Here is a 19,592-nt window from a genome sequence, read left to right as displayed (position 1 = left end):
CTGTTCATAGACAGCTTTCACCCTGGCAAACAAATCCATATTCAGAAAGATATCATCATTATGCTGGGAAAGCTTCGGATTGATCTCTTTATCTATTGCCTGCATCTCATCCGAAGTCTCGGCACTATTGATACCGGAAAAGACCATACGTACATTACGCAATAGCTGTCCGCTACGATCAAGCGCTACAATCACATTATCAAATGTCGGCTTCTTTTTAGATGAAATAATGGCATTTACCTCATCCAATTGCTGACGCATTCCTTCTTCAAAAGCAGGTATATAATCATTGTTAGTGATCTTATCAAAAGGTGGAACAGCAAATGGGGTGTCGTACGGTTTTAAAAACGGATTCATATTGTCATCTTTGGATTGATTGGAACATGATTGATACAAACATCCGACCAAACATATAACAGGTAAGATTTTCTTCATGGTTTTAAATTTTGATAACAAAGATATATTTTTTTGTACACTCCACAAATTGTCAGGTATCCGATATGGATAACTTACCTTGTACATTATTTTCTTCATCCAATAAAATTTGGGAATTATTTAAATATATATTTATTTTGTTGTTGTTTTTTTTTTACTTACACTGGATCAACTAAAATATATTGAAGTAAATCTTAGCAAAATTGAATATTACCGGGCATAAAAAAGATCTTACCTCATTCATACTCCACAGTATTGAATTGATTAATCATTACAAGTTACCTGATCTACTTGCGTATATCTGTAGCTGTTTCCATTATAAACGTGGATTTATTTACCAGACAGACGGGTTCAGGTTTTTTTACCTGAAAGAGACTTTCGGCAATGAAGATCAAAATCTTCCATATAGATTTTCCACAGATGAAATGACCGAACAGCATATGTTCCTGGCGAAGGAAGACCCTATTTTTTATGTCTGGAACGGAAAAGATTTAACTCCTGAAGAAGTCGAAATTATTGAATTTTATGGTACCCATTCTTTATTGATAGATCACATCAAGGATACGGAAGGAAAAATAATAGGATATATCGGATTTGCCGATAATCAAAAGAATATTTCCCTGGATGAGGAGGAGCTTAAAACCATACAGCATATCCTGAGACTGATCTCCAAAGAGGTGGTAATCAGGGAATACAAGGAAAGAGGCATACGCGCCAGCAAAACACTGGAAAGCATCATGAATAATATGGGAGTGGATATTTATGTTAATTCTTTCGACAATCATGATATGCTTTATGCTAATGAATCGATGGCTGCACCTTACGGCGGATGGAAACATTTTGAAGGAAAAAAATGTTGGGAATCTCTTTATACAGATAAAATAGGTGAATGTGACTTTTGTCCCCGAAAGAACCTGATTGACGAAAATGGAGAGCCGACAAGGGTTTATTCATGGGATTACCAACGCCCTTTCGATAAAGCATGGTTCCGGGTATTCAGCGCTGTATTCAATTGGATTGACGGGCAAATGGCCCATGTGGTTACCAGTGTCGATATCACTAATCAGAAGAATATAGAAGAACAGTTGGTGCAGGCAAAAGATAAAGCTGAAAATATGGATCGCCTGAAATCTGCATTCCTGGCCAATATGAGCCATGAAATCCGTACGCCGTTGAATGCAATCATTGGATTCTCCGGATTATTGGCAGAAGAAAATGATGCGGAAAAACGTAAGCGCTATAACCATTTTGTACAGGAAAGCAACCAGTTGTTGTTACAGCTAATTACAGACATCCTGGATTTTTCCAGGATAGAGGCCGGAATCCTGGATTTTAGCATGAAAAATATCAGTGTCAGTGAACTCTGTGATGAAATCGTCTATTCATACCAGATAAAAGAGCCACATGTGCCTGTAAAATTTCATCAGGATCATACTGATTATAAGATATATAGTGATAAAAAACGTTTGATGCAGGTCATCACTAATTTTATCAATAATGCCCTGAAATTTACCACGGAAGGCGAAATTGTTGTAGGATATCACCTGTTGAATGATCACGAACTGGAGTTTTATGTAAAGGATACTGGTATGGGTATAGCTCCGGAAAAAATAAACCAGGTATTTGATCGTTTCACCAAATTAAATCAATTCGCTAAAGGAACAGGATTAGGTTTATCCATATGTAAAAGCATTGTGGAACAGTTAGACGGGCATATTGGCGTAGAATCCCGAATCAATGAAGGCTCCCGTTTCTGGTTTAAATTACCTTACGATAAGATACAAGCCTGAAAACGGCTGGTAATATCATTACTGATTTACAAAAAATATATCAAATATATTTTCCGGCATTTTGTTCTATAGCTTCCTGAATGATCCTGGTATAAAGGTCTTTAACATTAGTTCCCATCGCTTCTACCTGTTTCGGGATAATACTTTCCTCACTCATTCCGGGTATAGTGTTGGCTTCCAGAAAGTACATTTTTCCATCTTTCACAATATAGTCGATACGCACCACTCCCCGGCAATTAAGATGCTGGTATATTGCCCTCGATACGGTACGGCAATCTTCATGTAAAGAATCGGAAATACGTGCAGGGGTAATTTCATCACACATGCCCACCTGATATTTAGCTTCTACATCGAAAAAATCTTTCTTACTGACAATTTCCGTGATCGGAAAAATAGTGATCTCATCATTCAGTTTCACCAGTCCACAGGTGATTTCAGTTCCTTCGACAAATTCTTCCACCAACACTTCCTTTGCATCTTCAGCAAAAGCGGTTTCCAATGCAGGGAGCAATTCCTCTTCTGTCCTTATCTTACTAACCCCGAAACTGGACCCTCCGTTGTTGGGCTTGATAAAACAAGGAAGCCCCAATGCAGCACATAATTCAGTAGGATTTACCTTCTCACCCCGCCTGATCAGTTTTCCCTTAGGGAACAGGACACCCAACGCATTTAAATATACTTTGCATGCATGTTTATTGAACGTAAGTGCAGAGGTCAAGACATCGCAAGTGGTATAAGGAATACGCATTAATTCAAAATAAGCCTGTAAACGACCGTCTTCTCCGGGAGTTCCATGAATCATAGGAACAGCACATTCAAAATGGACCTGCTTCCCTCCCATAGTGATCGAAAAATCATTCTTATTGATGGAAAATTCCTTGCCATCTTTCGAATAAGTCCAATTAACGCCTTTTACATGAATGGGATATACATCAAATAAAGTATCATCCAGAAAATGCATCATTTGACCGGCACTTTTTACAGAAATAACTGATTCTGCCGAATCACCTCCCAATAATAAAGCTATATTTTTTTTCATACATATAAAATTACTTTCCAAGGCTATATGCAACACCCACTTTACCAACCATTTGAACTCACAAACCATATTCATTACAGCGGTAAGCAGTAATGCTCATGGAGACTTCATCTGGCATTTGAATTAACTGTTGCAAATGTAGCAAATTACTTGTTGTATAATACAAAATATTGCATCACGGTGTAGAATCTTTTATTAAATACCAAAGTTTTTATACTTTTGTTTGTTATAAAAGACTTACCTCACATGATCAATCATAATTAGATGAAACTACCTTTACCGCAAAGAGAAATATACGCACAAGAGCGTTTTACCGCATTAGAAGCGCAACGCCTGGCACAGGAAATCGCTTTCGGACCTGTTGTATTCCAGGTCTCCCGCCTGATGATCAAATTTGGTATCTTCGAACTGTTGTTAAAAGAAAAGGACGGACTCACCTTAGAAGAAATAACAGGAAAAATACGGCTTGACAAATACGCAGTACAGGTATTACTTGAATCATCACTCACTATTGGTACCGTTTTATTGAAAGATGACCATTTTTATATCGCTAAAGCCGGTTACTTCCTGCTGAAAGATAAAATGGCACGGGTAAATATGGATTTTAACCATGATGTCAATTATATGGGTATGTTTCATCTGGAAGAATCACTGGTCAATGGTAAACCGGAAGGATTAAAAGTTTTCGGCGATTGGCCGACCATATATGAAGGTCTCTCGTCACTTCCGGAACAGGTACAAAAAAGCTGGTTTGCATTTGATCATTTCTATTCCGATCAATCTTTTGATGATGCATTGGAGATCGTTTTCAGTAACTCGCCGGATACCTTATTGGATGTAGGGGGAAATACAGGACGCTGGGCGACTAAATGTGTCAACTATTCACCCCGTGTCAACGTCACGATCATGGATCTACCCCAGCAACTCGCCCTAATGAGAGATGCGGTTAATAATACTCCGGGGAAAGAACGTATCCATGGTTATCCGATAAATTTACTGGATAAGGATGCTCCTTTTCCTACTGGTTTCGATGCCATCTGGATGAGCCAGTTTCTGGATTGCTTTTCAGAAGAAGAAGTAACACATATACTATCCCGAGCCGCACGTTCAATGAAAGATTCGACACGGTTGTATATTATGGAAACATTCTGGGACAGGCAACGTTTTGAAACCGCATCATATTGTCTGACGCAGATAAGCCTGTATTTCACTGCTATGGCAAACGGTAACAGTAAAATGTATTATTCCGAAGATATGGAACGTTGTGTGAATAATGCCGGTTTAAAAGTGGCAAAAATACATGATCATCTGGGACTTGGACACAGCATTATGGAATGCCGTCCCGCAAATAATTCATAATTTTTCCTAAAAATACAGGGTAATTTCTTTTTGATTTGTTTTTTATCTATTTTTGTAGAGTGATTAGTCAATCTAATGATCATGGATAAAAAAACAGATAGAATACTGGAAGCAGCACTGGATCTCTTTGTGGAATATGGATTTCATGGAACGCCGACAAGTAAAATAGCTGCAGAATCTGGAGTATCTAATGGAACGTTATTTCATTATTTCAAGACAAAAGATGATTTAATTGTATCATTATACCAGCATCTTAAAGCGGAATTCAATCAATACCTCGGTGAAAAAACCGGGAAAGGCGGAAAACTAAAAGAACGATTCCGGAAAATGTTTGTAAATGCCGTATTATGGGGTATGGAAAACCACAAAAAATTCTTCTTCATCCAGCAGTTTTGTTATTCACCGCATATGGCCCTCATTCCGGAAACCATATTGGAAGAGCAATATCATTTGTACATGTCACTCTTTGATGAGGGCCGGGAAAAAAACCTGTTCAAGCCATATCCCGTAGATATGTTATGTACGCTTGCTGCCAGTCAGATCATTGGCATGTACCAATACCTAATGGAGGAAAAAATGGCTCCTGCAAAACAAAAGAAGTTATTAAATGAAGCATTTGAATTAACCTGGTCAATGCTGACTAAATCAGATATATAATGAAACAGAAACTAAAAGTAATCATTACAGGAGCATCCGGAATGGTGGGTGAAGGGGTAGCACAAGTCTGCCTCGAAAATCCTGATATTGAAAAAGTCCTGGTTGTAGGCAGGCGTCCGAGCGGTTTAGTTCATTCTAAGCTGGAAGAAATAATCATCCCCGATCTGATGGATCTGTCTCAGATCAAAGAAGATCTAAAAGGCTATGATGCCTGTTTCTTCTGTTTGGGTATTTCATCTGTAGGCATCGATGCGGAAGATTATTACCGTACCACATATACTTTAACGATAAAATTCGCGGAAGTATTGGCCGGATTAAACACAGCACCCGTATTCTGTTATGTCTCAGGAGCAGGAACCGACCGTTCGGAGAAAGGACGGATACGCTGGGCCAGGGTGAAAGGAAAGACCGAAAATGATCTCACACAACTTGGTTTCCGTAAAGTATACGGGTTTCGTCCGGGCTTTATCCGGCCGATAAAAGGACTATCACATACCAGTAAGTATTACAGGTATGTTAAATGGATGTTTCCCATCGGAAGAAAATTATATCCGACCGGTTTCTGTACGATGGAAGAATTAGCACTTTCCATGATCTATCTTGCCAAAAACGATTTTGAGAAACAGGTAATCAGTGGATTGGATATTATTTCCCTGGCCCAAAAAGAAAAAGCATAATAATTTTTTACCCTCAGTTAGAGTGACTGATCAATCCAAAATAATGTCGAGTTCAAAAAATAAAAAAACGAAAAAGAAAATGTGGATCATATTATCGGCAATAGTTGTTGTAATAGCTGGAATAGCATTATTTATCCATCAGCCACAGTTCGGCAGGACGCCAAAGAATGAACGTCAGGAACGCATTAAAAGCTCACCCAATTACCGCGACGGAAAATTTCAAAACCTGAGTGTAACACCTCAATTAACCTCTGATAAGGGATTTATTGGAAGTCTTATCGATTTTGTATTCAAGAAAAAAGAAGGATTAAAACCTGAAAAAGCCATCCCTTCGGTGAAAACCGATCTTCATCAGATAACTGTTAAAGAGGATATCCTGGTCTGGTTCGGACATGGCTCCTATTTTATACAAATAGAAGGAAAGCGCATATTGGTCGATCCTGTTTTCAGTAAGGCTGCATCACCGGTCTCATTCGTTAACAAGGCTTTTGAGGGTACCAATATTTATTCGGCAGTAGATATCCCTGACATCGATTACCTCATCATATCTCATGATCATTGGGATCACCTGGATTATCCGACTGTTATGGAACTGAAACCACGGATCAGGAAAGTAATTTGCGGGCTGGGAGTCGGCGAACATTTTGAACGTTGGGGATTTGATCAAAAGGATATCGTAGAAATGGATTGGAATGAAGAAGCCATACTGGATAGCGGATTTGAAATCTTTTGTTTGCCGACTCGTCATTTTTCCGGAAGAAGTATATCCCCCAATCAATCCCTGTGGGCCTCATATTTGCTTAAAACACCGGAATCAAAAATATACATCGGCGGTGACGGAGGGTATGATACTCATTTTTCTGCCATAGGCAAACGATTTGGAGATATCGACCTTGCTATCCTTGAAAACGGACAATATGATATGGGCTGGAAATATATCCATATGCTGCCCGATGAAACCTTAAAAGCCGGAAAGGATCTGAGGGCAAAGAATGTCCTTCCTGTTCACAATTCTAAATTTGCGCTGGGTAATCATGCCTGGGATGAACCATTACGGAAAGTTTCGGAATTACATGATAAAGCCGATTTTTCCCTGTGGACACCTATGATCGGACAAAAAGTCAATATAAAAGATAGTGTTCAAGTATTCAGCCGATGGTGGGAAGGTCTTTAAAAAAGGATATTTTTATACGGAATATCAATTACGTACACTCACCCGGATCATCATAAAGCCATAAAAGGAATAATAAATAGCTTACCGTTTCCTGATCCTCTTCCTGTATATCTCATAAGACGCATCCTGTGGTTCCACGCTCCACCCGGAAAGTATTCCTCCATAGAAATAAAAAGTGACATCAAAGGTGATATTACTGTCTGATTCGGTAACTTCATAACGTTTGGTAGCTCCATATTCATCCGCCAGTCGGTAGTCACCCAGCCTGATGTTGCCGGAATACTCCTTTACCAGTGCATCAGCAACCGGCTGAAGTTCACGGTTCCTTCTCGGTGCATTTTTCAACCTATTGAGATAATCTTCAACGGTATTTGCCTGTAAGGCATTTTGGGATAATTGCACAATGGTTTCCCATCCGGTATTTTTCAATTCCGGCAGGACAGATGCTTTTGCCAGGCTTATATATGCCGCTATCCTCATATCTACCGCTTTCATGATGTTCACATTATCAAACGGATTGGTGTCCACTTCAGTTCTTCCTGTAGCCGCCGGATTCACCTCATTTTTTGCCCTTTCTGTCCTGACACTGTCCGTATAGGCCTTGAATCGGGCCCTTATTTCGGGCGACCGCAAGCTTCCTACCGTAAATATGGCTATTCCCTCGGCACCGTTATTCAGTGCTGCATCCATACATTCGAATACTTCCGGACTATTGGGTGCCATCAGACCGCAATAAAGGGTGGTATGTGGATTTTTTGTTTTCACATTATCTATGGTACAATCGGAAATAAAACTGACATCGCCGGTATAAAAACTATGGTATACCATAGGAAATACAATGTCCAGATTCCATTTTCCCCAGTCCTGCCGCACCATTTTCCGCGACATTGCCGGAGTGGGAAACGGGGAAGCAGCCATTACTTTACCGTATGAATGAACGACATCGGCAATCTCATTGGCTACTTCGGTGATCTGGTCACAACGGAATTGCAACCATTTTTCATCGACAGAGGTATCTTCCTGTTCCCTTGGATCATAACCGTACTTACTTTTAAATAATTCGATCATGGCAGGATGATAGCCGAAATCCCATTCAGGATACTCCCTGTCCTGCACGATTCCATATTTTGGCCACAAAGTTGTGGGAAGTATTACATCTACAAATCGATGATAATCAATAGCAATGCCATTCAGACCTTCGACTTCGCAATAGGCCCTGATTTTATTTTTTATATACTCCCGTACTTCCGGTAAAGCCGGGCACATGAATTTATAGTAATTCACATAAGCTGTGGTATCGGCTAAACTTTGTCCCTTCCTGTTTACACTTAACCATTCGGGGTGTGTTTTTAAAATATTTTCCCGGTCATGTTCCAGATTCATTGTCCAGAGCCATGCATACACTTCCAGTCCATATTTACGGGCTATAGGAACTGCTTTTCTGTAGTCGTCCGGAGAAGCCGCATTCAGGATCACGCCATCCAATCCGGTTTCCTTCATTACCGAACAAATAGAATCAAAGTTTGAGCCCGGATGATAATTCAGCCAGGTCCAAAACATAGGGTAGGCCTCTTTTTCCTTTTCCGCACAGGCAAACAGAAAAAATACAGATAATAGTAATGCAGCCGATATTAAATTTTTCATGTTGTATCATTTGGTTAATGGAATGCCAAAAGTAGCCATATTATGAGAAATTTACAATAATTGAATCAATGATGAAAAATTAAGAATGGAGAATCTTTAGCTCGGCGGAGCCAATGGAGAATGGAGAATGGAGAATGGAGAATAAATGAACAATGAACAATAATCAATAATCAATAATCAATAATCAATAATCAATGTCTTTGCTTTCTGACTTTATAAACATTCTAACTTTTCAACTTTATGAACATTCATACTTTTCGACTTAAAAATTCTACTGATCAGAATCCCGCTCATTTTCCTATGTACCATCTTTTAAATTCCGCGACCCTGGGCTTATTTACCAATATTTTATCATCCACCGGCACATACAGGTTAACCGACAAACGGTTGTTGAACCACAGATCGATATCCTTGATGGCTTTCCGGGAAATAATATATTGCCGGTTAGCACGAAAAAACTGCTTCGGATCAAGGGTATCGGAAAGTTCTTCCAAAGTTTCGTCTATCCGATAGTGCTTTTCGTTGAATGTAAATGCTTCGACTACACCGGACTCGATCCGGATACAAGCTATATCTTTTGCATCCAGCGGTATCAATTTGGCATTCTGGGACAATATCAGGAAATTTGTTTTGTATTGGCGAGGTATCAGTGCTTTAAAGGTTTTTAGTAACTGTTCCATATCTTCCTTAGGTTGTGACAATACCTGAAACTTATCGAGTGCTTGCCGCAATGAATCCAAATCTATGGGTTTCAACAGGTAATCTATACTATTCACCTTAAATGCTTTCAAAGCATATTCGTCATAGGCTGTGGTAAAGATCACCGGTTTATCTACACGGACCTTATCAAAAATTTCAAATGCCGAACCATCAGCCAGATGGATATCCATAAAAATCATATCATGTTCATTATGGATTTTCAACCAACGTACTGAATCCTCTATACAATCCAACACCTCTATGATCTGTATTTCTGGGCTTACCTCCCGCAACAATGTCTGCAGGTTACGGACGGCAGTTTTTTCATCTTCAATAATTATAGCATTCATAATTCCTCCTTTTCCAACAACGGCAACTCAACAGTAAACATCCTGTTTTCAGATTTAATATGTATACTTTCTCCCGACAAAAGTTGATAACGTCTGATCAGATTAGTCAATCCTGTCCCCGTATGAGACTGTACACCCAATTTCGGTTGTAATGTATTGCTTACTACAATCCCTTGGTCTTCTGTGGTATAAATCTTTATCAGCAACGGTTTATTGGTACTGATGATATTGTGTTTTACGGCGTTTTCGACCAGCATTTGTATCGCTAAAGGTACTACCCTGAATGAAAGATATTCGGGTCTCACATTTTTTTCAATTACCAGATTGTCTTCATAACGCATTTTAAGAAGATAGAGATATGAGTCTACTTCATACAGTTCTTCCGACAACATAACGGTATCGCCCTGCATACTCTGCAATGTGGAACGAAGCACAGTAGAAAGCTGCTTTACATATGTTTGTGCCGTATCGGCATCCTCCCGTATCAATGTGTTGAGTGTATTCAACGAATTGAAGAGGAAATGCGGATTCACCTGATTTTTTAATGCCTCATACCGGCTTTGGATATTTTCTGTTTTCAACTCCTGTACTTCCAACTGCAATTGCTGACGTTGATTGGATATAAAATATATGCGACAGGTTAAAAATACAATAATTGTTGCTGCAAGGTTCTGGAGTGGGTGAAGGTAATGTAATTCTTTGATCAAAAGTTCCGACCCTGTAAGTTGTAACTGGAGATTTAAGAAAAGATCCGATAATAATGATGAAAATGCATAACAGATCAGAAAAGCCAGCATCACATAAAGGAAGTTATATTTTGCCCTCCTGAAAAACTGTATATGGAAAAGAAACAGTACGAAAGTAATCGCAAAACTTCCTAAAATGCCGATCAATACATCAAGAGGCGTATTCAGCAATATCCAGCGAGGATGATAATGGTCATGCGTCCGATGTTCAATCAACACCGAAGAAATTTCCGGAAGATGGATCAGGATAGCTGTTCCTATTGAAATCAAAAGGATAAAACGATATTTAATTTCCAGCAGGGAAGCTTTAGTTGTTGCCTGCACATTCATCCGGTAAAATTATGAAATATTAGCAAAGATACACAAAGGTTATTCCAGTCTTTTCAATAACTCTGTATCGATGTAATATGCTCCCTTGGTCACAATTATATCATTTTCCGAAAATTCCGCGGCATTAACGATTTCCACAAATCCATCCTGCGTGATACCCAATTCGACATCTTTCCGTTCAAAAAGATTTCCCTTGCTGATAAATATAGAATTACCGTTATCATACTGCGCAATAGCTGTCTCAGGAAGCGCCATCACCTGTCTGGAACCGGAATGTACCTGTGCTGTGACATACATTCCAGGCCTGAAATAATCCATGACCGGTATGATCATTGCCGTCAGTTCAATAGACCGCTTTTCCCTATCGATCACTTCACTGATATAAGTGACTTTTGCTTTATTTTCTTCCGTGGAACTGGCTACTGTTTTGAATAACACTTCATTTCCAATATCCACATACGCTAAATCCCGTTCGTAAAGGTTAAGAGCCAAACGCATCTGCGATTTATCGGTAATATTGAAGATAGGCTCACCTGCAACAATATATTTTCCGGCATTAGCTGCTATTCCGCTTATGTAACCATTCATAGGCGCTATTATAGAAACAGTCGACTGCATCCCGTTTTTTTCGATATCATCCTTATTGATGCCCAACATACTCAATTGTGCTTTTGCCGCCATCAAACGGGCATTGACCATTTCGTATTCGGATTTCACCTGTTGAAGCGACTTCTGCGATGCTGCATTTTCTTTGGAAAGTTCCTGTTGCCGCTTATATTCGACAGACAAATATTCATATTGTCCTTTGCTTTCAAGGTAATCCCTCTGCATATTGATAAATTCAGGATTCTCTATAGAAGCCAGGACTTCGCCTTTTTTTACATAACTTCCCGGATACAGTTCCCTGATATGTTTAATGATTCCTCCCGTTACAGTACTTATGGTTACCGTACCGGACAGCGGCACTTCAATGATCCCGTTACAATGGATCACATTTGACATCTCCTTTCCGGAAAAAGTCCCGGTAGTGATACCAGCCATATCTATCTGCGCCTTTGTGAATGTGATGGTATCTATTGTGGCCGGTTCCTGCACAGACGTATCCTCAACCATCGTTTTTTGCTTACATGCGGTGAAGAAGAGAATAACAAATAAAATACCGTATAGTATCTTTTTCATGATCATTTTATTTTCCATTTCCATATAATTCATATTCTATCACTGTAACATTATATTGATAAAGTGCCTGCAGATAATTATTTTTAAGCGAAATCGCAGTGCTAAGGCTCTGGATAAGTTCCACCATATTGATGGCACTTTTGGAGAATTGCAGATGAGCGGTCCGGAAAAGTAAATCGGCCTGTTTTATTCCAAACTCTTCATAATAATTAAGGGTTTGTTCATATTGTTGCATCATGGCAAATATCTCCTGTTGTTTATTTTGTAATAATATGTGTTGTTCGCTGGCAAATGCTTCCGCGTTACGGATATTGAGTTTTGCCTGTTTCACTTTTGCCTGCTGAGGTCTGAACCATAAGGGTACAGATACGCCTACGGTAAATGCATTCAATCCTTCTAAGGGTAATATTTTCTGTCTCGTATATCCCACGGATATTTCCGGAAAAAAACGGGATCGCTCTACTTTTATCAAAGCCTGGCTTTCTGCTATTTGCTGATCGTACCAGTCTTTGTATAATTGCCCGGAAGAATTATTCCCATCCGGTAATAGCTTTTGCATGACTGTATCCACCGGTATAATTTCATTTTCGGAGAAACAGACTGCCTGCAAACGCTTACGGGCAATATCATATTCGGCCTGTGCTACCTGTGACTGATTGAATATCTCTGCAGACCGGGCATCCATCATCGTTTTTTCCAAAAGGCTGATTTCTCCCTGTTCATAGTAAAGCGAAGACATCTGTCTGTAGTTTTTATACAAATCAGCTTGTTCCAGATACATCTTCAGCAATTCTTTCCTGTATAGCAAGGTGATCCATGCTTGTTTCACTTCTGCCGTGATTTCCTTTTCTGCAATCCTCTGTAATGTTTTGCCGGTAGCTAACTGGTATTTAACCAATGAATTCTCATAAAAAGGCGTCAATATAGAACCCAAAGACTGCGTAATATCCAATTGCCAGTCCTTTTTAGTATCACTATTCAACTGTCCGAAGGAATAACTGGCTTCAGTGGGCTGGATATTCCATGACTTTGCTTTTTCCATCCGTTTAATTTCCAGATCGTTGGATAACACCTGTAATCTCGGACTATGTTCAAGGGTAAACTGTAAAACCTCATCCAGTGTCATATCTACAGGTTGTGCACGAGCCACCATCAAGGACAACCCCGACAAAAACCATATCATCAATAAATTATGTCTTTTCATTTCCGATATCATAAATTCTTTTTATTTTTTCTTCTTTCGTTCCTGATAGCCATTGCATTTTTGATCTGGTACAGAATAGGAACAATAAATAAGGTAAAAAGGGTAGACAACAATAATCCGCCGATAACAACGGTAGCCAGCGGACGCTGCATTTCAGATCCGGCAGAATTGGAAAATGCCATAGGTATAAAACCGAGGGATGCTACCAGACCGGTAAGTAGAACAGGGCGAAGGATTTCTTTGGAACCTTCGCGTAATACACGTCCCAGCCCCTGTCCTTTTTTCCGCATGGCATTATAATGGTTGATCAATAACAAGCCATTCAGTACAGCAACTCCGAACAAAGCAATAAAACCGATGCCCGCAGAGATACTGAATGAAATATCACGCAATGCCAGTAACCATATTCCGCCAATAGCCGCCAACGGGATGGTAACAAAAACCAGCAGTGCATAGGTAATTGAATTAAATGCAAAGTAAAGCAGGAACATAATGAGACCTAATGCTATCGGAATTACAATACTCAAACGTGCCTGTGCATTCTGAAGGTTTTCGAATTGTCCGCCATAAGTAAAATAATACCCCGGAGCAAGCTTCATATTTTCATCCAGTAATTCCCGGATCTCTTCTACTACGCTCTGCACATCGGTATCACGCACATTCACCCCGATGACAATACGACGCTTGGTCGCATCCCGGTTGATCTGTAATGGTCCCTGGATAAATTCCACATCGGCGACTTCACTCATGGGCACCTGTGATCCCTGTGGGGTACGTACAAAAAGTTCATTCAAATCCAGATCTTTCACCAGGTTTTTATCAAAACGGACCACCAGGTCAAAACGACGTTCTCCTTCATATACTACTCCTGCCGTTTCTCCGGCATAAGCCGATCTGATAATAGTATTGAGTTCCCCAATATTTAATCCATAAGAGGCTATTTTGGCCCTGTCGAATTTAACCACGAGTTGAGGTAACCCGATAGCCCTTTCCACTGCGACATCAGCCGCGCCGGGAACTTTAGCAATCAACGCTGCTGCCTTGGTCGCCTGTTCATAAAGTTCATCCATGTCCTCCCCATATAATTTGACGGCGATATCGGATTTCGCTCCGGTCATCAGTTCATTGAAACGAAGCTGTATAGGCTGGGAAAAAGTAAACGATGCTCCTGTCACCACCTCAAGCGCCTTTTTCATTTTCTCCACCATTTCCGGTCGTGTTTTGGCGCTTGTCCATTCTGTCGTTGGCTTCATAACAATAGCGACATCGGCATCTTCCACAGCCATAGGATCAGTAGGTACTTCAGCCGTACCAATCTTAGATACTACCGAACGTATATCGGGAAAAGTGGTCAACAATATCCGTTCCGCACGCGTAGACAGTTCGATACTTTCGGATAACGAACTTCCCGGCGGCAATGTCATCTGCATGGCAAAATCACCTTCGTCCTGTTGGGGCATGAACTCTCCGCCCATCCTCATGAATTTAAATATGCTTACAGCCAGTAATAATGAAACAATTATAAGTGCTAGGTATTTATAGCGTAAAGCATATTTCAAAGCAGACGCATAGTATTGTTTCAATTTCATCATCATCCGGTCGGAGAAATTCGGTTTGGGATTGATGTGTCTTTTCAGCACGGTAGAAGCCATTACCGGAATATATGTCAACGACAACAATAAGGCTCCCACAATCGCAAATACAAGTGTTTGCGCCATCGGTGTAAACGTCTTTCCTTCAATCCCCGTCAATGTGAGAATGGGAAAAAAGACGATCAGGATAATGAGTACGGCAAAAGTAGCGGAACGTGCTATATCACCGCCCGAAGTAATCACCACATTATCCCTTACCCTTCTGGTGAGTGTCTTTCCAGCATAATGGGTATACATATAAGCCAGGATTCCTTCCATAATGATGATGGAACCATCAATAACAATCCCGAAATCAATGGCTCCCAAAGACATAAGATTGGCTGACACATTGAATAAACGCATCATGATAAATGCGAAAAACATAGCCAATGGAATAATGGAAGCGACAATGGCACCAGCCCGGAAATTACCGAAAAACAACATCAATACGACCAGAACGATAATAGCCCCTTCCACCAGGTTACGGATAACGGTACCTATATTCCTGTTCACCAACTCAGAACGGTCAAGATACGGTTCGATTTTAAGGCCGTCAGGCAATATTTTCTGCACCATTTCCACTCTTTCACGCACCGCTTTGGTAACGGCATTGGCATTGGCCCCTCTTGTCATCAGCGCAATTCCGCCAACACATTCACCTTCTCCATCCTTGGTCATTGCCCCGAAACGGGTAGCACTCCCCTGCCCGACCCTACCGATATCGCGGATAAGCACCGGAACTCCGTTCCTGTTGGTGATCACTATATTTTCGATGTCTGCATTCGAAGCAATCATCCCTTCGGAACGGATATAATATGCATGATTGTTCTTTTCGATATAACTACCTCCCGTGTTCTGGTTGTTCTGATGTAATGCTTCAAATACCTCGCTGATGGTAACATCCAAAGCCCTCATCTTGGCCGGATCGACTGCTACTTCTGCCTGTTTTACATCACCGCCGAAACTATTGATCTCCACTATGCCAGGAATACCTGAGAGCTGACGTTTTACAATCCAGTCCTGTATGGTTCTTAATTCCATGGGGGAATAACGGGATTCAAATCCTTTCTGTGCTTTAAGTACATATTGGTATATTTCACCTAATCCGGTCGTAATTGGCATCAACTCAGGCGTCCCCAATTCACCGGATATTTCTCCGCTTACGACCTGAAGTTGTTCGTTAACCAGTTGTCTTGTATCCAGAACCTTCACCTTATCTTTAAAAACTACGGTAACCAATGATAAGCCAAACCGGGACACGGAACGAATTTCTTCCACATCCAGGATGTTGGACATTGCTATTTCTATCGGAAATGTGATAAGACGTTCAACCTCCTGCGGGGCCAGCGTAGGTGACTGAGTTACAATCTGCACCTGATTGTTCGTAATATCGGGCACAGCATCAATGGGTAGCGTCAGCATCGCGTAAATTCCGCCAATAATAAGAAACCCGACCGTAATATAAACGAACATTTTGTTTCTGACGGAAAATTCAATGATTTTAGTAAACATGTTTTCTGGTTTTAATGGTAAAACTATCATGATCAGATGTATGAAACCAGAACATTCAGTGTGAAAGCATCAAAATAGAAGTTAAAAGCACCAGGATGAACAGTGAAAATTCAGATATGGAATAAAATATTACTTTTGTATCACTATTATCTTAAGCACTCAGTGCTATTTATTGTTTACTTAAATCGCATTGATCTAATTAATTACGGTTATCAAATGTGACATTAATTTATCGGTATTACTTAATAGAAAAAACAATCCGGGATGTCTGCTGCATTTTTCCATCAAACACCTTTTTTCCGTTTCCTGCTACCTTTTATCGCGGGTATTGTCACCGGTTTTTACATTTCCATTATCTCAGGAATATGGATCATTACCTGTATATTCATTTTTATTATTTTATGTTTTCTGCAACGCATATGGAAAAAACTGGTACATTTTCGCACTGAGTGGATATTTGGTATCCTGGTGTATATTTTTCTTTTTTTGACAGGGATCAGTATTGCATCAACACCTTCATCCGTTCATTCCGATCAAACAGAACAAGGGGTTTACATGGTCGTAATAGAAGAAGCCCCTGTTGAGCGGGAAAGATCGATAAGGACCACCGCGCTTATCAAATCGGGAATGAGTGATACATTATGGGAAAACCGTAATGAAAAAATAATGATGTATCTCCGGAAGGATTCTTTATCGAAAAAAATAAAGCAGGGAGACCTACTGATCATAGAAACAACACTTACACCTATCAGCAATGCCGGTAATCCTCATGAATTTGATTATCGTTCTTATCTTAAAAGAAAGCAAATAGGGAGAAGTACATTCATTGAAAACGGAAAATGGAAGCTACTGGAGCAATATGCTCAAGGACCATTGATCAACTTTTCCAATCGTATCCGGTACCACCTGCTGGGCATATATGAACGGGCTGACATTTCCGGGAATGAATTGGCTGTCGCATCTGCCTTAACATTAGGTTATAAAGCTTACCTGGAAGATGAATTACGGATGGCTTATTCCGCATCAGGAGCCATGCATGTGCTGGCTGTATCCGGATTACATGTGGGAATAATATACCTGATATTAAGTCTTATATTGGATCATATTGCTGTCCTGCAACGCAATAAATGGCTATGGACGATCATCATGTTATCAGCCCTCTGGTTATACGCATTGATCACCGGCTTATCGCCATCAGTGTTGAGGGCAACTACTATGTTCTCCATTATTGTCATCGGCAAATCTTTCCAAAGGAGATCGTATATTTACAACAGTATTGCAGCGTCAGCGTTCTTACTTCTTTTTATTAATCCGTATAATTTGCTGGACGTAGGATTCCAGCTTTCTTACGTGGCTGTAATAGCTATTGTTTTTCTCCAACCAAGGTTTTATCACTTGTTGCATTTCAAAAATTCCCTTGCTGATAAAGCATGGAGCCTGGCCTGTGTATCTATTGCCGCTCAAATCGGCACCGCTCCCCTGTCGCTCTATTACTTTCACCAGTTCCCATCTTATTTCCTGTTGACCAACTTTATCGTTATTCCTGCAGCATCTGTGGTTATTTACGGAGCTTTAATCTTATTTATCCTTTCCCCGTTCCAGATCGTATTGGAATGGGTAGGACGATTATTCGACCAGTTCCTGTATTTTCTCAATTCTTGCATCTTCTTTATAGAAAAACTTCCCGGAAGCATCTTAAGCAATATTCGTTTTCAGGGTTGGGAGATTTTACTGGTTTATTCACTTATTGCATCCATAAGTATATGGTTGTTTTCTTCAAGAAAATCATACCTGTTCCTTACATTATTTCTATGCCTGTTCTGGATTGCCGGCAGCAACATCCGGGACTACAGGGATTTTTCGAGGAAGCAAATGATAGTCTATCATACGCAGGGAAACAGCCTGATCAAGTTCATTAACGGTCGAAATGATATCATGTGGTATCAAAGCCGTAACGAATCATTCAATCCTTTACGGCTTAGCACCAACCAGCGTATAGCCATGCAAACCAGAAATATTTTATGTGAATCTTTTGATTCGATTTTCTCACAAACAAAAAATAAATCTTTCCCCAACCTGCTTGTTTCCGGAAATTTTATTCAGTTCGGAGATAAACGGATGGCTTTCTTCAATCAAAAATATCATCCGGATAAATCAGCAGTCTTCGCAACAAAAATAGACATTGCCATATTAACCCGGGATGTACCTGTCAGTATTCAAAAGGTGGTTGAATGCTACATGCCGGAAACGATTATTATGGATGCATCAAATTCTCAAAAGAAAGTGGAACAATGGGAACAGGAATGTATCCGGCAAGGCGTTAAGTACCATATAACCGGCCGGAACGGCGCTTTTATATACAAAATAAAATAACCCATACAAGCATTACCTTTTGTAAAGGATAAAAGATACCTCAGTATCACAATATCTGCAACCAATATACCCGCACAATACAATCAAGAACAGATGTTTGTAATTATCTCACAATACTGTTTTTTTATTCATATTAATCATTACTTTTGCGACCATATTTAATTTTTCTATGAACAGTGTATTGGTTCTGTTGGACAGTTTGAATGACTGGAAACCTTATTATGAAACTAACAGCATTCTGACGGTCTCCGATTATTTGAAAAACAAACCGCTTGGCAAGGAATCCAAGCTGGTGATCAATTTAAGTAGCGATTACAGTTATAATTCCGAAGGATATTATTGTTCGTTATTGGCACAGGCACGGGGACACAAAGTTATCCCGGGAGTGGAAATCATCAATAAACTGGAAACCGGAACCGGGATCAGGATGGACAGGAACCTCCAGAAGATCTGCTATCAATGGATACAAAAGAACCAAATAAGCGACGATATCTGGTATCTGAATATTTATTTCGGTAGTTGCAAAGAAAAAGGACTGGAAAAGATCGCCCGGTTTATTTTTGATCATTATCCTTGTCCGTTGTTAAGGGTAGGATTTAATACCAGGCCTAAAAACCAGATCGAAACTGTTCAGGCTTTGCCTTTGAATCAGTTGAATGAAGAAGAACAGGATTATTTTGCCAATGCTTTGGACAATTTTAACAAAAAAGTCTGGAGAACCCCACGTTCACCTAAATCTTCCCGTTATAGCCTGGCTATTTTGTATGACCCGGAAGAAAAATTTCCACCCAGT

Annotated in this window: 13 protein-coding genes and 1 pseudogene; 7 read left to right on the top strand and 7 right to left on the bottom strand. The window is 40.0% G+C overall.

Translation table 11 applies throughout. From position 1 onward, the window contains the following. A partial coding sequence (locus tag LBQ60_08150) for a peptidase M3 (GenBank protein ID MDR2037879.1) occupies positions 1-435 on the bottom strand: 435 nt, incomplete at its 3' end. Between the two features lie 209 nt (positions 436-644). Between LBQ60_08150 and LBQ60_08145 the strand changes: the two genes are divergently transcribed. Further along, positions 645-2,225 carry a sensor histidine kinase gene (locus LBQ60_08145; GenBank protein MDR2037878.1) on the top strand — a complete coding sequence of 527 codons (1,581 nt, stop codon included), beginning with the start codon at positions 645-647 and terminating at the stop codon, positions 2,223-2,225. Positions 2,226-2,265: 40 nt separating this feature from the next. On the opposite strand, the gene LBQ60_08140 is transcribed toward LBQ60_08145, so the two are convergent. Next, entirely contained in the window at positions 2,266-3,264 is a 999-nt protein-coding gene (locus tag LBQ60_08140; GenBank protein ID MDR2037877.1) for a D-alanine--D-alanine ligase, read from the bottom strand. Positions 3,265-3,528: 264 nt separating this feature from the next. Between LBQ60_08140 and LBQ60_08135 the strand changes: the two genes are divergently transcribed. The 4 genes from LBQ60_08135 to LBQ60_08120 all read left to right on the top strand — a co-directional run bounded on the left by LBQ60_08135 (position 3,529) and on the right by LBQ60_08120 (position 7,131). Then, complete coding sequence (locus tag LBQ60_08135) at positions 3,529-4,623, top strand: class I SAM-dependent methyltransferase (GenBank protein ID MDR2037876.1); 1,095 nt, start codon at positions 3,529-3,531, stop codon at positions 4,621-4,623. An 81-nt stretch (positions 4,624-4,704) separates the two neighbouring features. Next, positions 4,705-5,280 (top strand): TetR/AcrR family transcriptional regulator, encoded by a 576-nt coding sequence (locus LBQ60_08130; GenBank protein MDR2037875.1) that lies wholly within the window; start codon positions 4,705-4,707, stop codon positions 5,278-5,280. Continuing rightward, positions 5,280-5,957, top strand: coding sequence for an NAD-dependent epimerase/dehydratase family protein (locus LBQ60_08125; protein ID MDR2037874.1), 678 nt, complete (start codon positions 5,280-5,282; stop codon positions 5,955-5,957). Before LBQ60_08130 ends, LBQ60_08125 begins: the two co-directional genes overlap by 1 nt. Positions 5,958-6,036: 79 nt before the next feature. Continuing rightward, positions 6,037-7,131, top strand: coding sequence for an MBL fold metallo-hydrolase (locus LBQ60_08120; protein ID MDR2037873.1), 1,095 nt, complete (start codon positions 6,037-6,039; stop codon positions 7,129-7,131). A gap of 81 nt (positions 7,132-7,212) precedes the next feature. Here LBQ60_08120 and LBQ60_08115 read toward each other — a convergent pair whose 3' ends face one another. From LBQ60_08115 to LBQ60_08095, 5 genes and pseudogenes are all read right to left on the bottom strand, one after another. After that, positions 7,213-8,775 (bottom strand): hypothetical protein, encoded by a 1,563-nt coding sequence (locus tag LBQ60_08115; protein ID MDR2037872.1) that lies wholly within the window; start codon positions 8,773-8,775, stop codon positions 7,213-7,215. Positions 8,776-9,065: 290 nt separating this feature from the next. Then, a complete protein-coding gene (locus tag LBQ60_08110; protein MDR2037871.1) occupies positions 9,066-9,824 on the bottom strand; it encodes a LytTR family DNA-binding domain-containing protein in 759 nt (252 codons plus the stop codon). After that, complete coding sequence (locus tag LBQ60_08105) at positions 9,821-10,900, bottom strand: histidine kinase (GenBank protein MDR2037870.1); 1,080 nt, start codon at positions 10,898-10,900, stop codon at positions 9,821-9,823. Before LBQ60_08105 ends, LBQ60_08110 begins: the two co-directional genes overlap by 4 nt. 39 nt (positions 10,901-10,939) lie before the next feature. Further along, positions 10,940-12,079 (bottom strand): efflux RND transporter periplasmic adaptor subunit, encoded by a 1,140-nt coding sequence (locus LBQ60_08100; protein MDR2037869.1) that lies wholly within the window; start codon positions 12,077-12,079, stop codon positions 10,940-10,942. Between the two features lie 7 nt (positions 12,080-12,086). Beyond that, positions 12,087-16,426: pseudogene (locus tag LBQ60_08095) on the bottom strand (CusA/CzcA family heavy metal efflux RND transporter). Between the two features lie 264 nt (positions 16,427-16,690). On the opposite strand from LBQ60_08095, the gene LBQ60_08090 reads away from it, so the two are divergent. Further along, positions 16,691-18,799 carry a ComEC family competence protein gene (locus tag LBQ60_08090; protein ID MDR2037868.1) on the top strand — a complete coding sequence of 703 codons (2,109 nt, stop codon included), beginning with the start codon at positions 16,691-16,693 and terminating at the stop codon, positions 18,797-18,799. Positions 18,800-18,968: 169 nt separating this feature from the next. Continuing rightward, positions 18,969-19,592, top strand: a 624-nt coding sequence (locus tag LBQ60_08085) for a RimK-like ATPgrasp N-terminal domain-containing protein (protein MDR2037867.1), incomplete at its 3' end; no start/stop codon positions are given.

This window comes from Bacteroidales bacterium (genome assembly GCA_031275285.1).
Taxonomy (GTDB): Bacteria; Bacteroidota; Bacteroidia; order Bacteroidales; family UBA4181; genus JAIRLS01.
Note: the sequence above shows the minus strand (reverse complement) of the source record. Positions and strands in the feature narration are given on the sequence as shown.